Origin of the sequence: Vibrio sp. 10N.286.48.B8 (assembly GCF_003050085.1) — a bacterium.
Lineage (GTDB): Bacteria > Pseudomonadota > Gammaproteobacteria > Enterobacterales > Vibrionaceae > Vibrio > Vibrio crassostreae.
This window is the reverse complement of sequence record NZ_PIGD01000013.1, coordinates 13,080-33,824: the sequence shown is the minus strand read 5'-3', so window position 1 is coordinate 33,824 and position 20,745 is coordinate 13,080. Positions and strand designations below refer to the sequence as shown.

At 44.2% G+C, this 20,745-nt stretch carries 20 protein-coding genes; 7 read left to right on the top strand and 13 right to left on the bottom strand.

Annotated elements, in window-relative coordinates; translation table 11 throughout:
- The first annotated feature begins 18 nt into the window (after positions 1-18).
- From nqrF to nqrM, 3 genes are all read left to right on the top strand, one after another.
- Positions 19-1,245 carry an NADH:ubiquinone reductase (Na(+)-transporting) subunit F gene (gene nqrF, locus CWO08_RS15430; RefSeq protein ID WP_017631923.1) on the top strand — a complete coding sequence of 409 codons (1,227 nt, stop codon included), beginning with the start codon at positions 19-21 and terminating at the stop codon, positions 1,243-1,245.
- Positions 1,246-1,419: 174 nt separating this feature from the next.
- Positions 1,420-2,424, top strand: a complete 1,005-nt coding sequence (locus tag CWO08_RS15425) for an FAD:protein FMN transferase (protein ID WP_048657906.1) — start codon at positions 1,420-1,422, stop codon at positions 2,422-2,424.
- 16 nt (positions 2,425-2,440) lie between these two features.
- Positions 2,441-2,695, top strand: a complete 255-nt coding sequence (nqrM, locus tag CWO08_RS15420) for a (Na+)-NQR maturation NqrM (RefSeq protein ID WP_009848378.1) — start codon at positions 2,441-2,443, stop codon at positions 2,693-2,695.
- Positions 2,696-2,830: 135 nt separating this feature from the next.
- On the opposite strand, the gene CWO08_RS15415 is transcribed toward nqrM, so the two are convergent.
- Positions 2,831-4,069, bottom strand: coding sequence for a response regulator (locus CWO08_RS15415; RefSeq protein WP_048657907.1), 1,239 nt, complete (start codon positions 4,067-4,069; stop codon positions 2,831-2,833).
- Positions 4,070-4,233: 164 nt separating this feature from the next.
- Here CWO08_RS15415 and dinB point away from each other — a divergent pair, with 164 nt between their 5' ends.
- Positions 4,234-5,310: a DNA polymerase IV gene (gene dinB, locus CWO08_RS15410; RefSeq protein WP_057623801.1), complete on the top strand. Its 1,077-nt coding sequence runs from the start codon at positions 4,234-4,236 to the stop codon at positions 5,308-5,310.
- 112 nt (positions 5,311-5,422) lie between these two features.
- Here dinB and CWO08_RS15405 read toward each other — a convergent pair whose 3' ends face one another.
- Entirely contained in the window at positions 5,423-7,357 is a 1,935-nt protein-coding gene (locus CWO08_RS15405; protein ID WP_108020731.1) for an ATP-dependent DNA helicase RecQ, read from the bottom strand.
- Between the two features lie 145 nt (positions 7,358-7,502).
- On the opposite strand from CWO08_RS15405, the gene CWO08_RS15400 reads away from it, so the two are divergent.
- The 3 genes from CWO08_RS15400 to CWO08_RS15390 all read left to right on the top strand — a co-directional run bounded on the left by CWO08_RS15400 (position 7,503) and on the right by CWO08_RS15390 (position 10,492).
- On the top strand, positions 7,503-7,976 hold the full coding sequence (locus tag CWO08_RS15400; RefSeq protein WP_108020730.1) for a GreA/GreB family elongation factor: 474 nt from the start codon (positions 7,503-7,505) through the stop codon (positions 7,974-7,976).
- An 88-nt stretch (positions 7,977-8,064) separates the two neighbouring features.
- Complete coding sequence (locus tag CWO08_RS15395; protein ID WP_108020729.1) at positions 8,065-8,841, top strand: YggN family protein; 777 nt, start codon at positions 8,065-8,067, stop codon at positions 8,839-8,841.
- A gap of 289 nt (positions 8,842-9,130) precedes the next feature.
- The gene (locus CWO08_RS15390) at positions 9,131-10,492 is read left to right on the top strand and encodes a sodium-dependent transporter (protein WP_108020728.1); all 1,362 of its coding nucleotides are present in this window, start codon (positions 9,131-9,133) and stop codon (positions 10,490-10,492) included.
- Positions 10,493-10,640: 148 nt separating this feature from the next.
- Here the strand turns inward: CWO08_RS15390 and lipA are convergent, their stop codons facing one another.
- From lipA to lptE, 11 genes are all read right to left on the bottom strand, one after another.
- Positions 10,641-11,606 (bottom strand): lipoyl synthase, encoded by a 966-nt coding sequence (gene lipA, locus CWO08_RS15385; protein ID WP_017059920.1) that lies wholly within the window; start codon positions 11,604-11,606, stop codon positions 10,641-10,643.
- A 4-nt stretch (positions 11,607-11,610) separates the two neighbouring features.
- Complete coding sequence (gene lipB, locus CWO08_RS15380) at positions 11,611-12,270, bottom strand: lipoyl(octanoyl) transferase LipB (protein WP_108020727.1); 660 nt, start codon at positions 12,268-12,270, stop codon at positions 11,611-11,613.
- A 195-nt stretch (positions 12,271-12,465) separates the two neighbouring features.
- Positions 12,466-12,744, bottom strand: a complete 279-nt coding sequence (gene ybeD / locus CWO08_RS15375; RefSeq protein ID WP_026084358.1) for a DUF493 family protein YbeD — start codon at positions 12,742-12,744, stop codon at positions 12,466-12,468.
- A gap of 232 nt (positions 12,745-12,976) precedes the next feature.
- Positions 12,977-14,158, bottom strand: a complete 1,182-nt coding sequence (locus CWO08_RS15370; protein WP_017067140.1) for a serine hydrolase — start codon at positions 14,156-14,158, stop codon at positions 12,977-12,979.
- Positions 14,159-14,251: 93 nt separating this feature from the next.
- Complete coding sequence (locus tag CWO08_RS15365; RefSeq protein ID WP_048657914.1) at positions 14,252-15,091, bottom strand: septal ring lytic transglycosylase RlpA family protein; 840 nt, start codon at positions 15,089-15,091, stop codon at positions 14,252-14,254.
- A 3-nt stretch (positions 15,092-15,094) separates the two neighbouring features.
- Positions 15,095-16,216 (bottom strand): rod shape-determining protein RodA, encoded by a 1,122-nt coding sequence (rodA, locus tag CWO08_RS15360; protein ID WP_048607962.1) that lies wholly within the window; start codon positions 16,214-16,216, stop codon positions 15,095-15,097.
- Positions 16,216-18,108: a penicillin-binding protein 2 gene (gene mrdA / locus CWO08_RS15355; RefSeq protein ID WP_060983366.1), complete on the bottom strand. Its 1,893-nt coding sequence runs from the start codon at positions 18,106-18,108 to the stop codon at positions 16,216-16,218. Before mrdA ends, rodA begins: the two co-directional genes overlap by 1 nt.
- Positions 18,109-18,114: 6 nt before the next feature.
- Positions 18,115-18,585, bottom strand: coding sequence for a 23S rRNA (pseudouridine(1915)-N(3))-methyltransferase RlmH (gene rlmH / locus CWO08_RS15350; RefSeq protein ID WP_004735246.1), 471 nt, complete (start codon positions 18,583-18,585; stop codon positions 18,115-18,117).
- Positions 18,586-18,588: 3 nt separating this feature from the next.
- Positions 18,589-18,906, bottom strand: coding sequence for a ribosome silencing factor (gene rsfS, locus CWO08_RS15345; protein ID WP_004735247.1), 318 nt, complete (start codon positions 18,904-18,906; stop codon positions 18,589-18,591).
- 64 nt (positions 18,907-18,970) lie between these two features.
- On the bottom strand, positions 18,971-19,996 hold the full coding sequence (gene holA, locus CWO08_RS15340; protein WP_108020726.1) for a DNA polymerase III subunit delta: 1,026 nt from the start codon (positions 19,994-19,996) through the stop codon (positions 18,971-18,973).
- A 12-nt stretch (positions 19,997-20,008) separates the two neighbouring features.
- A complete protein-coding gene (gene lptE, locus CWO08_RS15335; protein ID WP_108020725.1) occupies positions 20,009-20,662 on the bottom strand; it encodes an LPS assembly lipoprotein LptE in 654 nt (217 codons plus the stop codon).
- Positions 20,663-20,745 lie beyond the last annotated feature (83 nt).

The following is a 20,745-nucleotide window of genomic DNA, read 5'->3' as shown; positions in this document are numbered from 1 at the left end:
AGTAATAAGGAATAACAAATGCAAAGCATTATTCTTGGCGTAGCGATGTTTACCATTATTGTATTGGCTCTAGTACTAGTGATTCTTTTCGCTAAGTCTAAGCTAGTACCATCAGGTGACATCACTATTGCTGTAAACGGCGACCCTGAAAAGGCGATCGTTACTCAACCTGGTAGCAAGCTACTTGGTGCCCTAGCTGGCGCTGGTATCTTCGTATCTTCTGCTTGTGGTGGCGGTGGCTCTTGTGGTCAGTGTCGTGTAAAAGTTAAGTCTGGTGGTGGCGACATCCTTCCAACTGAACTTGATCACATCACAAAAGGTGAAGCTCGCGAAGGCGAACGTCTTGCATGTCAAGTTGCTATGAAAACTGACATGGAGATTGAACTAGACGAAGATATCTTTGGTGTTAAAAAGTGGGAATGTACTGTTATCTCGAATAACAACGAAGCTACTTTCATCAAAGAACTTGCTCTAGCGATCCCTGAAGGTGAAGAAGTTCCGTTCCGCGCGGGTGGTTACATTCAGATTGAAGCTGAACCACATCACGTGAAATACGCAGATTACGATATTCCTGAGGAATACCGTGGTGACTGGGATAAGTTCAACTTGTTCCGTTACGAGTCTATCGTTAAAGAGCACTCGATCCGTGCTTACTCTATGGCTTCATACCCAGAAGAGAAAGGCATCATCAAGCTTAACGTGCGTATCGCAACTCCGCCGCCAAACAACCCTGACGTAGCTCCTGGTGTGATGTCTTCATACATCTGGTCTCTTAAAGAAGGCGACAAATGTACTATTTCTGGTCCATTTGGTGAGTTCTTTGCTAAAGACACAGACAATGAAATGGTATTCATCGGTGGTGGTGCAGGTATGGCGCCAATGCGTTCACATATCTTCGACCAACTTAAGCGTCTTAACTCTACTCGTAAGATGTCTTACTGGTACGGTGCACGTTCTAAGCGTGAGATGTTCTACATTGAAGATTTCGATGGCCTAGCGGCTGCAAACGAGAACTTCGTGTGGCACTGTGCTCTGTCTGATCCTCAACCAGAGGACAACTGGGACGGTTACACAGGTTTCATCCATAACGTATTGTACGAAAACTACCTGAAGGATCACGAAGCTCCTGAAGACTGTGAGTACTACATGTGTGGTCCACCAATGATGAACGCGGCTGTTATCGGCATGCTGAAAGATCTTGGTGTAGAAGATGAAAACATCCTACTAGATGACTTCGGTGGTTAATCCATTTAAGTGATTGATATTATGGCTGACTCTCACGAGTCAGCCATTTGTTTTTCTAAGACTATTTTTGACAACATACTGGCTTATATAAGAAAGAGTAAGGCATTCAAAATACCTATTTTTTACTCTTATTTTTCCTTATATAAATCCTTAACATTAGACAGGAGTAAGCAAGTGAGAATTTGGCTTGTTGCATTAACTTCTTTGATTTTTCTTGCGGGCTGTGATCAGGCAAGAGAGCAAGTGCATTTAAGTGGCCCAACAATGGGTACCAGTTACAATATTAAATATATCAATGGTGATGAATTTCCTGAATCTAATGAAGTTCATACTGAGATCGATCGTCTACTTGAAGAAGTGAATGATCAAATGTCGACTTACCGTGAAGATTCAGAGCTGAGCCGTTTCAATCAACACAAAGGTGCGGACGCATTCGAAGTATCTGAACAAACTGCTATCGTTGTGAAAGAAGCCATTCGTTTGAACGGTCTTACTGAAGGTGCGTTGGATGTTACGGTTGGCCCATTAGTTAATCTTTGGGGTTTTGGTCCTGAAGCGCGTCCGGAAGTCGTTCCATCAGATGAAGAACTTGCTGCTCGTAAAGCTAAGGTTGGTATTCACCACTTGAGCGTTGAAGGCAACAAGCTAACTAAAGACTTGCCTAATTTGTATGTCGACCTGTCAACTATTGCAAAAGGTTGGGGCGTTGATGTTGTTGCCGATTACCTTGATTCAATTGGTATTCACAACTACATGGTAGAAGTAGGCGGTGAAATCCGTTTGAAAGGCCTAAACCGTGAAAGTGTAGGCTGGCGTATTGCCATCGAAAAGCCAAGTATTGACGAACGTAACATCCAAGAGATCATCGAGCCTGGTGATATGGCGATCGCAACGTCTGGTGACTACCGCAACTATTTTGAGCGTGATGGTGTTCGTTACTCACACATCATCAACCCAGAAACAGGAAAGCCTCTTCATCATAAAGTGGTTTCTGTGACTGTTTTAAACCCGTCTTCAATGACTGCAGACGGCTTATCTACTGGCCTTATGGTCTTAGGTGAGGAAAAAGGAATGGAAGTCGCAAACCAGCATAACATCCCAGTGTTCATGGTGGTAAAAACAGCAGATGGCTTTAAAGAAATTGCTTCTGAAGCATTTAAGCCATACTTAGGTAAATAAGGTAAGCGAGATAATTATGAATACATTTCTGATTACATTTGGTGTTTTTCTTGCAGTAATCGCAGCGATGTCAATTGGCTACATTATCCAAAAGAAAGTTGTGAAAGGTAGCTGTGGTGGCTTAGGTGCTGTTGGTATTGATAAAGTATGTAACTGCCCTGAACCTTGCGACGCGCGTAAGAAGCGTGAAGCACGTGAAGCTTACCGTGAAGAGAAGCTGGCTGAGCGCCAACAAAAAGAAGCGGCTTGGAGTAAAGACCGTATCGCTTAATGGGTGACAGTCATAAGGGGTAGAGTTATCTATGCCCTTAAATTGAAAAGCTCAAGATTATCATCTTGAGCTTTTTTGGTTTTGAGGCTTAGTCATTTATCTTGGCAGATTAACGATGGAAACAAAAACGAATGACTATTGTTCGATTTGCATGCTGTTACGCGCAAACACTAGCTGATTCCTACCTTGCTCTTTTGCCGTATAAAGAAGCTCATCAGCGGCTTTGATCTGCTCATCTAACTTGGCGTCTAAATCGGTTACGCCGATGCTAATACTGACCTTGATTCTTTGAGAGTCATGCTCAACAACATGGCTTTCAATGGCTTCTCTCATGGACTCTAAGTTGTCAACAAAGCTCTCAAATGCACCGCATGACTGAATACAAAACTCTTCACCACCGAAGCGCACAGCGACATCGTCTTTGAAATGATCTTTGATGATTTTCCCTACATCGATCAGCACGGCATCACCACCATCGTGGCCAAAGGTATCATTCACTTTCTTAAAGAAGTCGATATCCATCATAGCGATGTTTCGTTGATCGCAGCCCTTACAAGGATGATTAAACAGGTAGCGACGATTCCATAAGCCAGTAAGAGCATCCTCGTTGGCATGTCGAAATAGCTCATTGGCCGCTTCTTTCATATCAAGCAGTTGATGGATACGGCAGAAAAACTCTTCTTGGTTAAAAGGCTTGTAAAGGAAATCGTTAGCACCCGCTTTAAGGAATCGCGCTGTCATGGTGCGGTCATCGCTACCTGATAGCCCTAAAATAGCCAACTGGTTTCTATCGTGATCGCGTCGAATTTCACGGATCATCGCTATACCGTCTTTGTTCGGCATATCATGGTCTGTAACAACGAATGTAATATCGGGATCGTTATGAAGAAGCTTTAATGCTTGTTCGCCGTCTTCGGCTTGGATAGTTTGGATATATTGGTGTTCTAGAAGTTGAGCTATGTAACGGCGAACAACCGCTGAATCATCGACAACCAATGCTTTGTGGTGGCGATTATTCGAAATTCTTTGAACCAGAGGGAGTAGGTAGCTTACTGATGACATACTGTCTTTAAGTATGTAGTCAATAACGCCTTTTGCTAGGACTTGCTCTCGCAGTTGATTGTCGAACATCCCGGTAAGAACAATTATTTTCTGTTGATAGCCTAATACGAGATCAATGATCTCACCGTCTTGCCCGTCAGGTAAGCAGTAATCTAATACGGCACATAAGAAATCCGTCTCTTGTTCCAAGATGTTTTTTGCTTCTGCAATAGATTCAGCAAGTGCGACCTCATAACCGCTATTTTTAAGCTGTTGGTACAGGTAGTTGCGGAATGCTCGGCTATCTTCCACCACTAGTATTTTTTCACTCACAAGCGATCCCTACTTATAGACTAAATACTCGTTAACAATAGTATCAGAAGAGCTTATGACTATTGAAGCGAAACCTTTTTAGCTGGACTCGAGATCGTTTTAAATCTGATAAAATTTGGATTATACTGTTTATTGATACAGTTGTAAGGTCGAGTCATTCCTAGATGTGTAGCGCAGGCGAAGAGAAAATAAGAAAAATAATTCATGTCGATATGGATTGTTTTTATGCGGCTGTAGAAATGCGTGATAACCCTGCTTACCGAAATCGCCCGTTAGCTGTTGGTGGGCATGAGAAGCAACGCGGTGTTTTGAGCACATGTAATTATGAAGCCCGCAAGTTTGGTGTTCGCTCTGCAATGCCGACCGGAAAAGCGCTACAGCTTTGTCCTAATCTATTGGTTGTGCCGGGAAGAATGTCGGTCTATGTCGAGATATCTAAAAAGATCCGTGAAATCTTCTCTCGATACACGTCTGTCATAGAGCCTCTTTCCTTAGATGAAGCGTTTCTTGATGTCACCGATTCTACGCAGTGTCATGGTTCAGCAACACTTATTGCTGAGTCGATTCGCCGTGATATCTGGAATGAACTCAACCTGACCGCTTCGGCTGGCATTGCCCCGATCAAGTTCTTAGCCAAAGTTGCCTCGGATCTGAATAAGCCCAATGGTCAGTTTGTTATCCCTCCACAAGACGTACAATCAGTGATTGATGAGTTGCCACTAGAAAAGATTCCCGGTGTCGGCAAGGTGAGCATTGAAAAGCTGCATCAAGCAGGTTTCTTTACTTGTAAGGATATTAAAGAGTCTGACTATCGAGACCTCCTACTCAAGTTTGGCCGTCAAGGTGCATCACTCTGGAAGCGCAGTCATGGCATTGATGATCGAGAAGTTATCATCGAGCGCGAGCGAAAATCGGTAGGCGTAGAGCGCACCTTCACTCAAAATATTTCAACTTACGCTGAATGTTGGCAGGTGATAGAAGACAAGCTATTTCCTGAACTCGAAACTCGCTTAGAAAAAGCCAGCCCAAGTAAAGCGATCATCAAGCAGGGAATCAAACTCAAGTTCGCCGACTTTCAGCAAACCACGATTGAACATATCCACGCCTCTTTAGATCGTGAACACTTCAAAGAACTGCTAAGTGAAATACTGAAAAGACAACAGGGGCGAGAGATACGCCTGCTTGGTTTAAGCGTAATGCTGCAACCCAAAGACCAAATGCGTCAGTTGAGTTTCTTTTAGGGAAAGGCTCTGAGAGGTTCGGCTTAGAAATATTGTTGAAAGTGTTGTTGGTGTTTGAATACCGACTAGACTTCACAGCCTAATCGGTTTTTACCTAAGTATGGAAGTTGGCTTACCTAGGAAGCTGTTTAACTCGCGTTAAGGTATCACTGAATGGTTGTTGCTCTAACTTTCCGTAGCCAACCATTTTGCTGGCTTTGAGTTTGGTTGAAAGTGGGGTGGCGATTCCACATAAGAAGCGAGTAATTGCCTCGTCGGTAATCAGTTGTTGGCTAGCCGAAACAAACTCATGTATCCATGTCATCACCCTCTCATCATCGACAAGTTCAACATCAACGGTTGGTAAGATTGCCACTTCTCCTCGACATACAGAGCAATGACCGCAGTTTGCTGGCGCCTTATCATCGGCAAAGTAACTTGCAAGGCGCGAGCTTAGGCAGGTGTCGGCTTCAAAGAAGCTCAGCATCTGATTAAGACGATTGATTTCACTGTTCTCTTTTGCCTTAAACAACTCAGTTAGACGCTCTGACAGCTGCATCATATCTTCTGAGGTATTGTGGATCGCATAGACATCCGTGATCTGTTTGCTTTCCAGTTCAATCCAACCTTGTTCATTGAAGTAGTCGATAGCCGCAATCACGCGCTGACGATCAGCTTGGAAATGAGTCCAAAGCGCATCGAAGTCGACTTGGCACCACACTCTTGCCTGAGGAGAGCATTGGAAAATCGCTTCGACAAATTGACGGCGTTCACTTTGGAACTGTTCGGTGATTTGCTGTTGCGGGCGAATGAACTTAAATTTGTAATCCGCAAAGTAGCTGTACTTTGGCTCAATCACCCCTTCAATTTCGAGATACACCAGCAGTGTTTTTAGCGGTAACTGACGAATGTTGGATTCACGTGATAGTTGGTTAAGCATGATCTCCCATTGATTAGAGCCAGAAGCGCCAATGTTTTGATTTTCGTAGATCTCTTTTAATACCGCTTGGATCGATATGTTGTCGGGTGTATCACCAAAAACGAAGTTCTCGAGTGTGCTTAAACCATGTTTGTTAGCGAGTAGAATACATTCAGACGCTTGTCCGTCTCGGCCAGCTCTGCCGATCTCTTGTGAGTAGTTCTCGATCGATTTTGGTAAATCAAAGTGAATCACTCGGCGAATGTTGGACTTATCTACGCCCATACCAAACGCAATGGTTGCTACGATACAGTTCACGTCATCGTTCATGAATTGATGTTGAATAGCATCTCTATTTTCAGGCTTAAGACCCGCATGGTAAGCCACCGCATTAACGCCAGCATTACGAAGTTGCTGAGCCACCATCTCTGCTGTTTGTTGGAGGGTGACATAAACAATAGTCGGAGCGAGAGAAGCTTGGTTAGCGACGTTACACAAGGTTTCTAGCTTGCTGGTTTGTTCGCAAGGTTGAATCGACAGGTCGAGGTTTTGACGATAGAACCCCGTAACCACAACGCGTTCCTCATCAATTTCAAACTTCGACTTCATATCTTGAATAACAGATGTCGTCGCGGTTGCTGTCAGTAGCAGCACTTGAGGAATATTGAGCTGTTTCTGGTATTGAGGAAGCTTCAGGTAATCGGGTCTGAAGTTGTGTCCCCATTCTGAAATACAGTGCGCTTCATCGACCACAAGCAGTGAGATCGGTACTTGAGAGATAAACTGACGAAAGCGCTCGTTCTTCAAGCGTTCAACGGAGATCATGAGGATTTTTGTGTCACCGTTACGTACCGACTGCATGACCTGTTGTGTGGTTTGTCTGTCTTGGCTTGATTCGATTGCTGCCGCGCTAATGCCTTTACTGTGCAGGAAAGCGAGTTGGTCTTTCATCAAGGCTAACAGCGGTGATATCACCAAGGTTAAGTGCGGCAATTCTAATGCTGGTAATTGATAACACAGAGATTTACCTGAGCCTGTAGGGAATATGGCCGCAGTTGAGTGACCAGATAGAACATTATCAATGACTTGCTTTTGCCCATTACGCAGTGAGTCGAATCCGAATACTTGTTTTAGCTTCTGCTCAATCATTTATGTTCTACCTGAGTTATTAAGTGTCGTATTGATGCTAAAGCGGGCGCCTATTCATGATAGCGTCGCTTGATGAATCAAATGTCTTGCACCTGATTGTACCTAATTCTATTCTGTAGCTCCTATAGAAAAGCACCCCAATAGTATGAATAAGTCTGAGCTTCGCCAAATAATTATAGAGCAACTCGAATCCCGATTACGTATCGCACAGTCTGCCACTCAACGCGCGATTGACGCTGCGACAGATGAAGAGACAGTGCCTGAGCATAAGTACGATACATTGGCGCTAGAAGCTTCATATCTTGCCCATGGTCAAGCGGTGAGGGTGCAAGAGTGTGAGGACGACATTCAGTGTTATCGTAACTTAGTGCTGCGTGATAGTGAGAAGATTACGGTGAGCAGCTATGTTGTGGTCATTGACGAGCGAGATAAATATAAACACTTCTTTATGGGGCCGAGAGTTGGGGGGCTGTCTGTCACGTGGAATGATAATGAAGTCGCTATCGTGACGGCAAATGCACCTTTTGGTCAGGCGTTAATGGGTAAAGAAGTCGGTGATGAAATTGAATTTAAAGTTGCTGATAAACAGTTTTGCTACGAAGTGGTATCGGTTTGCTGAATAATTGGCTAAGGAATATAAGACGTTGCTCTGACAAAGAAGCATAAACCCAAGGTATAGTAATTCGTCAGATTGATGAGAGGATGTTATGAAAAGCAATGTATTTATGAAAAACAATCTATTAATCGCATCGTTAACAGCGGTAATCTCTGTTGTGAGCCTGCCAACTTTTGCTGCTCAGTGTCGCGTTGATTTGAAGAATGAATTACGAATCGATGATCAAAAAGTCGAAATCCATCAAGTGAATGGCGATACTGCCGTTTTTGATGGTAACAACGATCTCTATATTCATGGTGAGAAGGTTGAGCTTGATGCCAACCAACAAGCGGCGATAGAGAAATACCGCGAAAACATGAGTGAGTACTTACCACGCGCAAAACAAATGGCAAACGATAGCCTAGCGTTAGCTAATGACGTGATTGATGATATTGCGGCTAGTCTGGATTCACCTGAGTCATTTGATAATGTAAAAGAATCAATGAAAACCTACTTTGCTGAGCTGGAAGCGCGTTACTATAAAGATGGCGAGTTAGTGCTACCAGCAGAAAGCTTTGATTCGATGGCCAATGGTTGGTCTGAAGATTTCGAGAAGGCGAAAGAAATCTTTAACCAAGAATTTATCTCTAGTGCTTTTAATGCGATGTCAGAAAAAATGAAACAAGACGGTGGTCTAAACCTTACCGAACTGGCTGACAGTATGGCTGAATTAAAGCTTAAAGTTGAAGAGCGAATGAAAGAACACTCTCAACAAGTACAAGAAGAAGCAAACGAGTTCTGTGATTCTCTTGATGAGATGGCGGAACAAGAGCAAGAGTTGCATGAAATCATTCCGAACCTAAAAGACTATCAAGTCTTCACGATCTAATTCGAGTCTAGTGATGAATAGCAAGAGCACCGATGGGTGCTCTTTTTGTTTGTATAAATGGAACCACACGGCGAGTATTTATCTCAATTTAATCCATTCCCTTATCAAGCCTGCCACCTCGCTTTATTGCTTTTAATTGAACGATAAGACTGGTTATTTGTTAATTTTGTGGTTCTAAATAGCGCATTGATTGTAAAAATCAGAGAATTGTTCATTTATTTGTTGTGCCTATCATTGCTTTTTATTACTGTACTCCTCAACTAGTTCACTGATTTTTAATGCGGGCGATATGGACCAACAATCTTCCTCTTCAAGAGAGCACTTTAGCTCTCGTTTAGGCTTCATTTTAGCAGCGGCTGGTGCAGCGGTTGGCTTGGGTAATATTTGGGGTTTCCCGACTCAAGTTGCCAGCAATGGTGGCGGTGCTTTCCTTTTGGTCTATTTGATCATGATCTTCGTGGTTGCTTTCCCTATGCTGGTGGTAGAGATGGCTATCGGCCGTCACGGCCAAGCAAACCCAGTTGATAGCATGCGATCTTTGACGACAAACCCTTTGGGTAAGAAAGTCGGTGAGTTTGTCGGTTGGATTGGATTGAGTGTACCAAGCGCCGTGTTGGCGTTTTACAGTATTGTTGGTGGCTGGTTAATCTGCTTCCTAATTGGTGCAGTCGCGGATCTTATCGGTCTAGAGGCTGCTGCTGATTGGTTTAAAGGCTTCAGTGTTGAGCGAAACGTATTTGGTACCGTCGCGTTCTATGTTCTGACTATCTTGATTGTTCAGGGCGGTGTTAAGCAAGGCATTGAGAAATGGTCGACTCGTTTGATGCCTGCGCTATTTGTTTTATTTGGCTTATTGTTTGTTTACATTATGACGCAATCTGGCGCGATGGAAGGCTTAAAACATTACCTAGTGCCAGACTTTGAGAAAGTGTGGGATAGAAAACTGATTCTGGCGGCAATGGGACAGGGCTTCTTCTCGCTCACTATTGGCGGTTGCTCTATGTTGGTTTATGGCTCTTACTTAAGCAAGAAAGAGAACCTGCCAAAAATGGCAATGAACGTTACTCTGGTTGATACCGCGGTTGCTTTTATTGCTGGTTTAGTAGTGATGCCTGCGATGTTTGTTGCGATGCAAAAAGGCGTTCAAATCTACGCTGAAGACGGCTCACTATTAAGTTCTGACACGCTAGTGTTCACGGTTCTGCCGTTGATGTTTGATAGTTTAGGTGTGCTTGGCCAGATCTTCGCAATTGTGTTCTTCTTATTACTAACGATTGCTGCACTGACTTCTTCTATTTCGATGCTTGAAGGCCCGGTTGCGCTAGTGAGTGAGCGTTTCAATACTAGACGTACGCCAACAAGCTGGGTAATTGGTGGTGCTATCGCGCTGTTTAGTGTGGTGATTGTTTACAACTTTGCTACGATGTTTGGCATGGTAGCGATGATTGCAACTCAGTACCTTCAACCAGTCGCTGCTCTGATGTTCTGTGTGTTTGGTGGTTGGGTATGGAGCCGATCTTCAAAAGTGAAAGAGCTTGAGCACGGTTGTCCTGATTTCCAATTGGGCTGGTTTGGTAAGGTTTGGCCAATGTATGTGAAGTTTGTGTGCCCAATCTTAGTCGCAACGGTTATCTGGGCTTCTTTCGGATAGTGACCAGCTAACGGCTACATCATTATATTTGCTATTCAAGGCCACTCTTAATGAGTGGCTTTGTTGTTTTTAGCGGCACCAAGAAGATAGAAAAAAGGCGCTGAACATAATATTCAGCGCCTTTGTATTTTTAGTTAAGCAATCGTGATTACTTAATTTCCATACCTTGAGCTTGTAGATCTGCATGGTAAGAAGAGCGTACAAACGGGCCACAAGCTGCGTGAGTGAAGCCTAGCTCTAGAGCAATCTCTTTCAGCTCATCAAACTCAGAAGGCGGCACGTAGCGTTCTACTGGTAAGTGGTGGCGGCTTGGTGCTAGGTATTGGCCTAGTGTCAGCATAGTCACACCATGTTCGCGAAGGTCTTTCAGTACTTGAACAATCTCTTCTTTCGTCTCACCAAGACCCATCATCACACCTGATTTTGTTGGGATATCAGGGTGCTGTTCTTTGAATTTCTTCAGTAGATCAAGAGACCACTTGTAGTTCGCACCTGGACGCGCTTTACGGTATAGACGTGGCGCTGTCTCTAGGTTGTGGTTGAAAACATCTGGCGGGTTGTCTTTCATTAGATCAAGCGCAACATCCATACGACCGCGGAAGTCTGGAACCAGTGTTTCGATACGAATATTTGGGTTTAGTTCGCGAATCTCACGGTTACAGTCAGCAAAGTGCTGAGCACCGCCGTCACGCAAGTCATCACGGTCAACTGAAGTGATTACTACGTACTTCAGTTTCATGTCTTTAATCGTCTTAGCCAGTTTCTTCGGCTCTTCTGCTTCAGGAGCAACAGGACGACCATGGGCAACATCACAGAACGGGCAGCGACGAGTACAGATAGCGCCAAGAATCATAAACGTTGCCGTACCGTGGTTGAAACACTCGGCTAGGTTAGGGCAAGACGCTTCTTCACAAACTGAGTGCAGGTTGTTTTTGCGCATTGCTGATTTGATTTCTTGAATACGATGGCTGTCTGATGGAAGTTTAATCTTCATCCATTCAGGCTTACGTAGAACTTCTTTCTGTTCAGCAGGCATATTCTTTACGGGAATTAATGCCATTTTGTCAGCGTCACGATATTTAACGCCTTTTTCCATTTGGATTGGTTTGCTCATGATTTTATGCTTCTGCTGTAATGTTACTGGTGGCTTGAATGTCTACTTGGTCATAGCCGAGTAGATCTACGAGCTCTTGTATTAACTGTTGCTCAACGTCTTCTAGTTCACTTGGTCCGCCAAGTTGGCTGACCTGCGCCATTTCCATACCTTGGTAACCACATGGGTTAATGCGTAGGAATGGAGACAGGTCCATATCGACGTTGAGTGCTAACCCGTGGAACGAGCAGCCACGTCGAATACGTAATCCAAGTGAACAGATTTTCTTGCCATCGACATAAACACCAGGAGCGTCAGGTCGGGCAGCTGAATCTATATTGTAAGCTTTCAGAGTATTGATTACGAGGTTCTCGATATGAGTAACCAAATCACGTACTCCGAATTTCTTGCGGCGGATGTTAATCAGAAAGTAAGCAACTAATTGGCCTGGGCCGTGGTAAGTCACTTGGCCACCGCGATCGCTTTGTATCACAGGGATATCACCGGCATTTAATACATGCTCAGCTTTGCCTGCTTGTCCTTGAGTGAAGACAGGGTTGTGTTCAACCAACCAAATTTGGTCTACGTCTTCTTCCGTGCGTTCGTCTGTGAACTTATGCATGGCTTTCCATACAGGTTCGTAATCCTGACGGCCTAATTTTTTTACGATTAGCTTATTTTGCAAAGCGGCACTCCCTCAAGGATTAATAAAGTGAACGCATTATAAACGCGAAACATGATTCTAACTACAGACGGACTGCAAGGTTTTTCAACTTTCTTTGTGTTTATTGAAAATTAAGTTGAATGAATTTGAACTCGTTAGGGGGCTTTAAACAAAAACAGCGGCAATAAGCCGCTGTTTTTCATGTGTAATCGGAGATTACAGAACCATACGAACGATTTCGATCTCGCCCAGTTCTTTATAAAGAGTTTCTACTTGCTCGATTGAAGTCGCAGTAATATTGATAGAAACAGAGTGGTAGTTACCTTTCGCACTTGGTTTTAGTGTTGGGCTGTAGTCACCAGGAGCATGGCGCTGGATCACTTCTAGCACTAGCTCAGTTAGTTCTGGCTTAGCGTGGCCCATTACTTTGTAAGTAAATGAACAAGGGAACTCTAAGAGATCTTTTAGTTTTGCATCAGAATTGATGTTCATGATTAGCTCCAAAAGGCTAGACTCTCGCAAATTGGCGAAATGTCGATAAAAAGCGTGTTCGGTCAACAGACACGAGTAATAAGGCGGAATATTACGTGTAAATATCACTGAACTCAAGATCAACAAAAGCCGCACATGGCGGCTTTTGGCTCACTAATGAGTAAATCATGAACTTACTCATTAGGTTAGCTATACAACAAGCTTAGGTTTTACTTAGAACAAACCTTTGGCTGGTTTAGAATAACCCCTTGAACAGAAGAACTAGGTAGTCCCATAGGCGGCTGAATAGGCTGCCTTGGTCTACATCTTCAAGTGCTAGTAGTGGGTATTCAGCAACGTCTTCACCGTCGACTTGGTAGAATAGTTTACCAACTACATCGCCTTTGCTGATTGGCGCTTCTAGCTCTTTCTCAAGTACGAAGCTTGCTTTTAGGTTCTTAGCTTGGCCACGAGGTAGAGTTACGAAAGTATCTTCATCGACACCTAGCGCAACTGTGTCCTTGCTACCCATCCAGATTTTCTCTTCTACGAAGGTTTCACCCGCTGTGTGTGGTGCCACTGTTTCGAAGAAACGGAAACCGTAGCTAAGCAGCTTTTTACTTTCTGTTTTACGAGCATTAGCATTCTTGGTGCCCATAACTACAGCAACTAGGCGCATTTTGCCTTCGGTCGCTGAGCTTACTAGGCTGTAACCTGCATTGCTTGTGTGGCCCGTTTTGATGCCATCAACGTTCATGCTCTTATCCCATAACAGACCGTTACGGTTGTATTGGGTGATGCCGTTGTAAGTGAATTTTTTCTGCGAGTAGATACGGTACTCATCAGGAACGTCACGAATCAGCGCCTGACCAAGTAGCGCCATATCGTAAGGCGTTGAGTATAGGTTCGGGTTGTCTAGACCGTGCACGTTAGCGAAGTGCGTGTCTTTCATACCGATAGAGCTTGCCCATGCGTTCATTAGGTCAACGAATGCATCTTCAGAGCCGGCGATGTGTTCAGCCATGGCAACACAAGCATCGTTACCTGACTGAACAATGATACCGCGGTTCAGTTCTTCAACTTTAACCGTTGTACCTACTTCAACGAACATCTTAGATGAATCTGGGAAGTTTTTAGCCCAAGCATTTTCACTGATTACAACATCGTCGTTTAAGTTGATGTTGCCACGCTCTAGCTCTTGGCCTATTACGTAGCTCGTCATCATCTTGGTTAAACTTGCTGGAGAAAGTTGAGTATTCATCTCTTTCTCTGCTAGTACTTTGCCTGAATGGTAATCCATCAGAACAAAACCTTTAGCGGCGATTTGAGGTGCATCAGGAACAACAATAGGAGCGGCGAATGACGATGTAGCTATCGTTGCAGAAAGAGCAACAGAAGTAGCAAAAATCGATTTAACAAGTTTATTAGATTTAATCATTTTGAATGCAATTATTTGGTGAACTATTCATATATTAACAGAATCACTCTGTCACACCAGAGCGCTGATTACCAGAAGTAACTGTTAGATTAATTAGCGAGTTAGGGTGTGTTTTTTTATATAAGCTGACGGGTAACCCATTAGCTTAACTTGTTCTAATTTTTCTTGAGTCAGAGCATAGTCATGAAATGGCCCAATCATCAGACGGTAGTTGTCATCATTTGACTGCAAGAACGTTGCTACTTCTAGTTTTTCGGCTAGATCTTTAGCTAACTTCTCTGTTCTATCTTCATGTGGAGATGTGGCAACTTGAATAATAAATTGTGGCAAAGCGGCCTTTTTCTTAGCGTCGGTTGGCATAGCTACAGTAATGACTTCTATCTCAACATTTGCAGTGCCGGTTCTTAATACATCGAGCTTGTAAGCGGCCGCATAACTAAGGTCAATGATTCGGCCTTCATGGAATGGACCACGATCATTGATACGAACAATAGTGGTTTTGTTATTGTCGGTATTGGTCACTTTTACGTAGCTTGGAATCGGCAATGTTTTGTGTGCTGCAGACATCGAATACATGTCGTAGATTTCGCCATTAGACGTTAAATGACCATGAAATTTCTTACCGTACCAAGAGGCTTTTCCTTTCTCGGTAAATCCTTCCGTCTCCTTGACGATCTTATAGTCTTCGCCACGCAGAGTGTAATCCGTGTTACCACCTAAACTATAAGGTTCATACTGAGGGTGAGCATCTTCTAAATGCTCTACCGAGATCGGTGCGTCTGGCGCAATATCTGAATCAATATCGTAGCGACCTGTTGGCTTCTGCGAAGAACACCCATTGATTAAAATCGCTAGCCCTAAGATAGAGACTATTTTTTTGATTGGCAGCTCATCAACCAGGGATGCTTTTTTTGAGAACGTTGTAATAGACATCGATTAGGTCGCCTTTGAGAATGCTTTTCTGTGTGTATGGATTGACATTAAAATACCAAAACCAGCCATAAGGGTAACCATTGAAGTACCGCCATAACTGACTAGAGGAAGAGGAACACCAACCACAGGTAGAATGCCACTTACCATGCCAATGTTTACAAAAATGTAGACGAAGAAGCTCAGTACAATACTGCCGCCCATCATTCGGCCGAATGCGGTTTGAGCTTGGCTAGCAAGCACTAAGCCACGTCCAATAATAAACAAATAGATAGCAAGCAAGAACAAGATACCAATCATGCCCCACTCTTCGGCAATTACCGCAAAAATGAAGTCGGTGTGGCGCTCTGGGATGAACTCTAGTTGAGATTGAGTACCTTGCAGCCAACCTTTTCCTGATATACCACCAGAACCTATCGCAATCTTACTTTGAATGATGTGGTAACCCGCACCTAATGGATCTGATTCAGGGTCAAAAAGGGTTCTTACACGTACTTTTTGATATTCACGCATCAAGAAGAACCATAAGATTGGGATAAACGCCCCCAACGCGATTGCCGCACTAGCAATGATTTTCCAACTGATACCTGCCAGGAATATCACGAAGATACCGGATGCGGCGATAAGGATAGATGTGCCTAGGTCGGGTTGCTTTGCGATTAGAATCGTCGGTACAAATACCATCACTAGCGAGATCGCTAATGTTTGGAAGGTGGGGGGAAGTGAGCGCTTACCGATAAATCGCGCCAACATCAAAGGTACCGCCAGCTTTAACAGCTCTGAGGGTTGGAATCGAACAAAGCCGAAGTTTAACCAACGCTGAGCACCTTTCGAGGCTTCACCAAAGAACAACACACCTAATAGCAAGATGACGCCACCCGCAAACAGCAGTGGTGCCAAGGTCTCGTAAGTACGAGGTGAGATTTGCGCTAGGAAGATCATTACACCTAAAGACAGAGCCATACGCATCGCTTGGCGATCCATCATCGCAAGGCTTTGTCCGCTTGCGCTGTACATGATCAGTAGGGCAAAGCCCATTAAAACCAGAATGCCAAGCAAAAGCGGCAGGTCGATATGCAGCCTTTCGAATAGGGCTCTATTTCGTCCAGTTGAAGGATCAAGTTTCATTATTTAATTGGCTCACTTTGATAATCTTCTGCAAGGATAATATGGTCTAAAATCCTTCTTACTACTGGTCCGCCGTTAGACGAACCGCCACCTGCGTTCTCTAGAACGATAGTCACGACGGCTTCAGGATCTTCAAAAGGCGCATAACCCGTAAAGAGGGCGTGATCGCGTAAGTGCTCTGCGATTTCATCCGCGTTGTACTCTTCATCTTCTTTCAGGCCGAATACCTGCGCGGTACCCGATTTACCCGCGGTTTGGTAAGACATCTTCTGGAATGAACGTCTTGCGGTGCCTTTCTTACCGTGGTTAGCCAGCCTCATGCCTTCCTGAGCGATGTCCCAATACTTCTTCTTAACCCCAGTTAGCGGTGGGTAAGTTTCAATATCCGACATAATTTGTTCATCGAATGGGCGGCCGTTATCAATGGTTGAACGAAGTAGATGAGGGGCTGTTACTTCACCTTCATTCACCAAAACTGATGTGGCTTTTGCAATCTGCATTGGTGTTGCTGTCCAGTAGCCTTGTCCAATGCCAACAGGGATGGTGTCACCTTGGTACCAAGGCACACGGTGTCTTGCCATTTTCCAATCACGAGTTGGCATATTGGCTTTGCTTTCTTCATAAATATCGATGCCAGTGTAGTCACCAAAACCGAACATCATCATCCATTTGGATATGCGGTCAATTCCGAGATCATAAGCAATTTGGTAAAAGAAAGTATCCACTGACTCTTCAATCGCTTTCTCTATATCAACGACACCGTGCCCCCAACGCAACCAGTCACGGAATGGTCTGGTTTTTGAATTAGGGATCTTCCAATAACCTGGGTCATTACGCGTTGTATTTGGCGTAATCACACCTTCTTGCAAAGCCGCAACAGCAATGAATGGCTTGATCGTCGATGCTGGTGGATAAATACCTAGCGTTGCACGGTTAACTAAAGGTCGGTCTTTGTCTTGGAGTAGTGCGTTGTAACCTTTAGAGGATATACCATGTACAAATGCATTTGGGTCGTAGCTTGGGCTAGATACCATAGCTAACACGCCATTGTCTTTCGGGTCGAGAACGATAGCTGAACCACGGCGGCCATCAAGTAACTTATGTACGTATAGTTGTAGCTTGATGTCCAAGTTGAGCACGATATCTTTACCCGGAACCGAAGGTACAAACTTAAGGGTACGGATCACTCGTCCACGGCTGTTTACTTCGACTTCTTGATAGCCAGCGGTACCGTGCAACATGTCTTCGTAGTAGCGTTCAATGCCAAGTTTACCGATGTCGCGAGTCGCTTGGTAATTGGCGTCTTTCTCTTCTCGTGCTAGGCGCTGCATATCACGGTCATTGATGCGCGATACATAACCAATAACGTGAGTCAGCACATCACCATAAGGGTAAAAACGTTTTAACGTGCCAGTGACCTCAACACCAGGGAACTTATGTTGGTTTACAGAAAAGACCGCAACCTGTTCTTCTGTAAGTTGGTTCAGAATCGGTACTGACTTGAAGCGTCGTGAATTACGACGATCACGATTAAAACGCTCGACACGTTCTGGTGGGATCTCGATTAACGCTTGTAGGCGGGCGAGCGTGTCATCCATATCTTTTATTTTTTCTGGTGTGATTTCTAGATTGAAAACAGGGCGGTTTTCTGCAAGAAGTACACCGTTGCGATCGTAAATCAAACCTCGGTTGGGTGCGATTGGAACGACCTTGATACGGTTGTCGTTAGAGCGGGTTTTATAATCCTGATATTGGTTGATTTGAATGTTGTAAAGATTCATAACCAACATCGACATCATCACTATGATCCCTGCAAACGCAACAAAAGCACGGCTAGTAAATAGTCGTGCTTCTGCTTTGTAGTCACGGATTTGGCTACGTTTACGTAACATTAACGCTTATTCTCGATGATAAGGGTGGTTAGCAGTGATGCTCCAAGCTCGATACAAGCTTTCAGCCATGATAACGCGTACTAATGGGTGAGGGAGAGTAAGTGCCGATAGAGACCAACTTTGATCTGCTGCCGCTTTACATGCAGGTGCTAGTCCTTCAGGCCCGCCAATAAGGATAGAAACGTCGCGTCCATCCAATTTCCAACTTTCCAATTGCTCTGCCAGCTGAGGGGTATCCCATTTTTTACCTGGGATATCAAGCGTGACAATGCGGTTACCTTTCGGAACCGCTGCCAACATTGCTTCGCCTTCTTTTTGAAGAATACGTGCAATATCCGCATTTTTACCGCGTTTACCCGCAGTGATTTCAATGAGTTCTAATGGCATATCATGAGGGAAGCGGCGTTTATATTCTTTAAAGCCTTCTTCAACCCACTTTGGCATTTTTGTACCAACTGCGATTAACTGGATCTTCAAAGCTTAGCCCCAAAGTTTTTCTAGTTGGTACAGTTCACGATGCTCTTCTTGCATAACGTGGAGCATGCTTGTGCCCATATCTAGAACAACCCATTCACCTTCTTGCTGGCCATCCATGCCTAGTGGTTGCATGCCTGCTTTACGTACTTCATCAGCAACATGCTGTGCAATAGAAGCAACATGGCGCTTAGAGGTGCCAGTACAAACAATCATGTAATCAGTCACACTTGATTTGCCTTCTACATCGATAGTCACAATCGATTCTGCTTTCATGTCGTCGGCTTTGTCTGCAAGAAAATCTTTTAGTTCTTCACGTAACACGGGGTGTTCCTTTAATCTGAATTTAGCTTTTTAGGGGCTGTTGACCCTAGAATATACCACGCTTTTATGCGTGAAATGGTATTGAAGCTGAAGGGATACAAAACTCTACGCTTAACTGATGAATTAGTGGCCAAGGCGACTGCTCATATTGAGTCTTTGTCATCAATTCAGCTTGGGTGAGCAACGCGAACAAAGAGTGCAATTGAGAAATCGAAACTCTTGTTAGCGCGGCGTTATAAAGAGGCTTTTTAGATTGCCAGATGCGGTGTTTGTCGAAGACTTGACCAATCGGCATCTGTTTCATTTGTTGCTGCATTTGCAACAACAGGGCAAGTTCACGTTGGATACTACGCAGTAAAATGACTGGCTCTATACCCTCGGCTTCTAGCTGACGCAGGATCCGTTGTGCTCGGTTTCCTTTGCCTGCTAATAACGCATCACTCCAATGGAATGGAGTAAAATGGTTATGGCGACTCAGCGATTCTTCTAAGCGTACTAGTGTGAGCTTTCCATCTGGGTATTGGAGAGCCAGTTTTTCTAGGCTTTGGGTTAGTGCAAATAGGTTACCCTCATGCCATTGTGCCAGCATTTGAATCGCTTCAGGATCTGGCGTCAAACCGATTTGACGGCAGCGAGCTTGGACAAACTGAGGAAGTCGACTGACATCTGGAGTCAAGCAACTGACCCTGTGACCTTGATTCGAGAGCGCCTTAAACCACTTCGCGCTCTCTTGAGCTTTGGTTAGCTTAGTGCCGACCAAGATCAATAGGATATCACTGTGGATATGCTCGGAGATCGCGAGTAGCTCTTTTGCTATCGCGGCATTGACGCCTGACTCTGGTAATTCAAGTTCGATGACTTGACGGCTAGAGAATAAGCTCAGTGCTTGAGTGCAGTCGTAGACTTGATTCCAGTCCAGACTGCTATCAATAGCAAAGCGGTGACGTTCTTCAAAACCTTGTTGTTTTGCAGCTTTTTGAATTGCTTCTCGGCTTTCTTGTAATAGCAGAGGCTCGTTACCAAAAATGAGGTAAACACTGCTTAGCTGTTTAGCAAGTTGCTCTGATAAGCGGTCAGCAAAAATACGCATCAAATAAACCTATTACTCAGTCGATTCGCTAAGTGTTGGTTGCTCTTCTGAAGCCGGTACGATCTCAACGTCTTCAACTTCGATGTTTTTAATGTTGTATTGCTTTTCAAGTTCTTTTACTTCAACGTGCTCTAGTTCTTCTAGGTTCATGTTACCAGCGGCAATAGTCGCTTTAAGGCGAGCCATTTGGCGAAGAATTTGGCTTGTTGCCAACTTGCGCATCTCATCTTCAATCATGTCTCGTTCAACCGACTTCGCAAGTGCTGTCAGTGGGTTGTCTAGGTAACTGCGGGTTACGCTGGTTGAGAATGTCTTTGAGCCTAGATCTGGGATCGTTACGCGATATGAAGCGCGAAATGTCAGTTCTTTTTCTGCTGCACGAGTGTTTTGGTATAGAGAAAGGGTACGCTCACCAACGCTCTCACTAATAATGTGTAGGTTAGGGGTATTTTCAGCAGGTGGCACGATTTCTACATCATTCATGCGTAGCTGACCTTTCATCATACGTGTAAACGTACTGTATTGGTCATAACTGGTTACGGAGATCTTGTTGAGTTCTTCTGGTACGGAGTAATCACCACGCAGGTGGAAACCACACGCACTTAACAGGCTGACGGTTAAAACAACAATAGTAACTTTCAATGAAGATAGTGAAATCAGGCGCATTATTTGATGGCTCTCATGAAGGTAGAATACTTATTTAAAGGCTTTAGCTAGATTGAGTTGTTAGGCTCAAATCTAAAGCGCTT

Excerpts from the sequence above, each read along its gene's own strand:
- mrdA (WP_060983366.1), bottom strand. The coding sequence starts at position 18,108 with ATGTTACGTAAACGTAGCCAAATCCGTGACTACAAAGCAGAAGCACGA.
- CWO08_RS15395 (WP_108020729.1), top strand. The coding sequence starts at position 8,065 with ATGAAAAGCAATGTATTTATGAAAAACAATCTATTAATCGCATCGTTA.
- nqrF (WP_017631923.1), top strand. The coding sequence starts at position 19 with ATGCAAAGCATTATTCTTGGCGTAGCGATGTTTACCATTATTGTATTG.
- rodA (WP_048607962.1), bottom strand. The coding sequence starts at position 16,216 with ATGAAACTTGATCCTTCAACTGGACGAAATAGAGCCCTATTCGAAAGG.
- lptE (WP_108020725.1), bottom strand. The coding sequence starts at position 20,662 with ATGCGCCTGATTTCACTATCTTCATTGAAAGTTACTATTGTTGTTTTA.
- dinB (WP_057623801.1), top strand. The coding sequence starts at position 4,234 with ATGTGTAGCGCAGGCGAAGAGAAAATAAGAAAAATAATTCATGTCGAT.
- CWO08_RS15405 (WP_108020731.1), bottom strand. The coding sequence starts at position 7,357 with ATGATTGAGCAGAAGCTAAAACAAGTATTCGGATTCGACTCACTGCGT.
- CWO08_RS15365 (WP_048657914.1), bottom strand. The coding sequence starts at position 15,091 with ATGTCTATTACAACGTTCTCAAAAAAAGCATCCCTGGTTGATGAGCTG.
- CWO08_RS15400 (WP_108020730.1), top strand. The coding sequence starts at position 7,503 with ATGAATAAGTCTGAGCTTCGCCAAATAATTATAGAGCAACTCGAATCC.
- CWO08_RS15390 (WP_108020728.1), top strand. The coding sequence starts at position 9,131 with ATGGACCAACAATCTTCCTCTTCAAGAGAGCACTTTAGCTCTCGTTTA.
- lipA (WP_017059920.1), bottom strand. The coding sequence starts at position 11,606 with ATGAGCAAACCAATCCAAATGGAAAAAGGCGTTAAATATCGTGACGCT.
- CWO08_RS15370 (WP_017067140.1), bottom strand. The coding sequence starts at position 14,158 with ATGATTAAATCTAATAAACTTGTTAAATCGATTTTTGCTACTTCTGTT.
- nqrM (WP_009848378.1), top strand. The coding sequence starts at position 2,441 with ATGAATACATTTCTGATTACATTTGGTGTTTTTCTTGCAGTAATCGCA.
- holA (WP_108020726.1), bottom strand. The coding sequence starts at position 19,996 with ATGCGTATTTTTGCTGACCGCTTATCAGAGCAACTTGCTAAACAGCTA.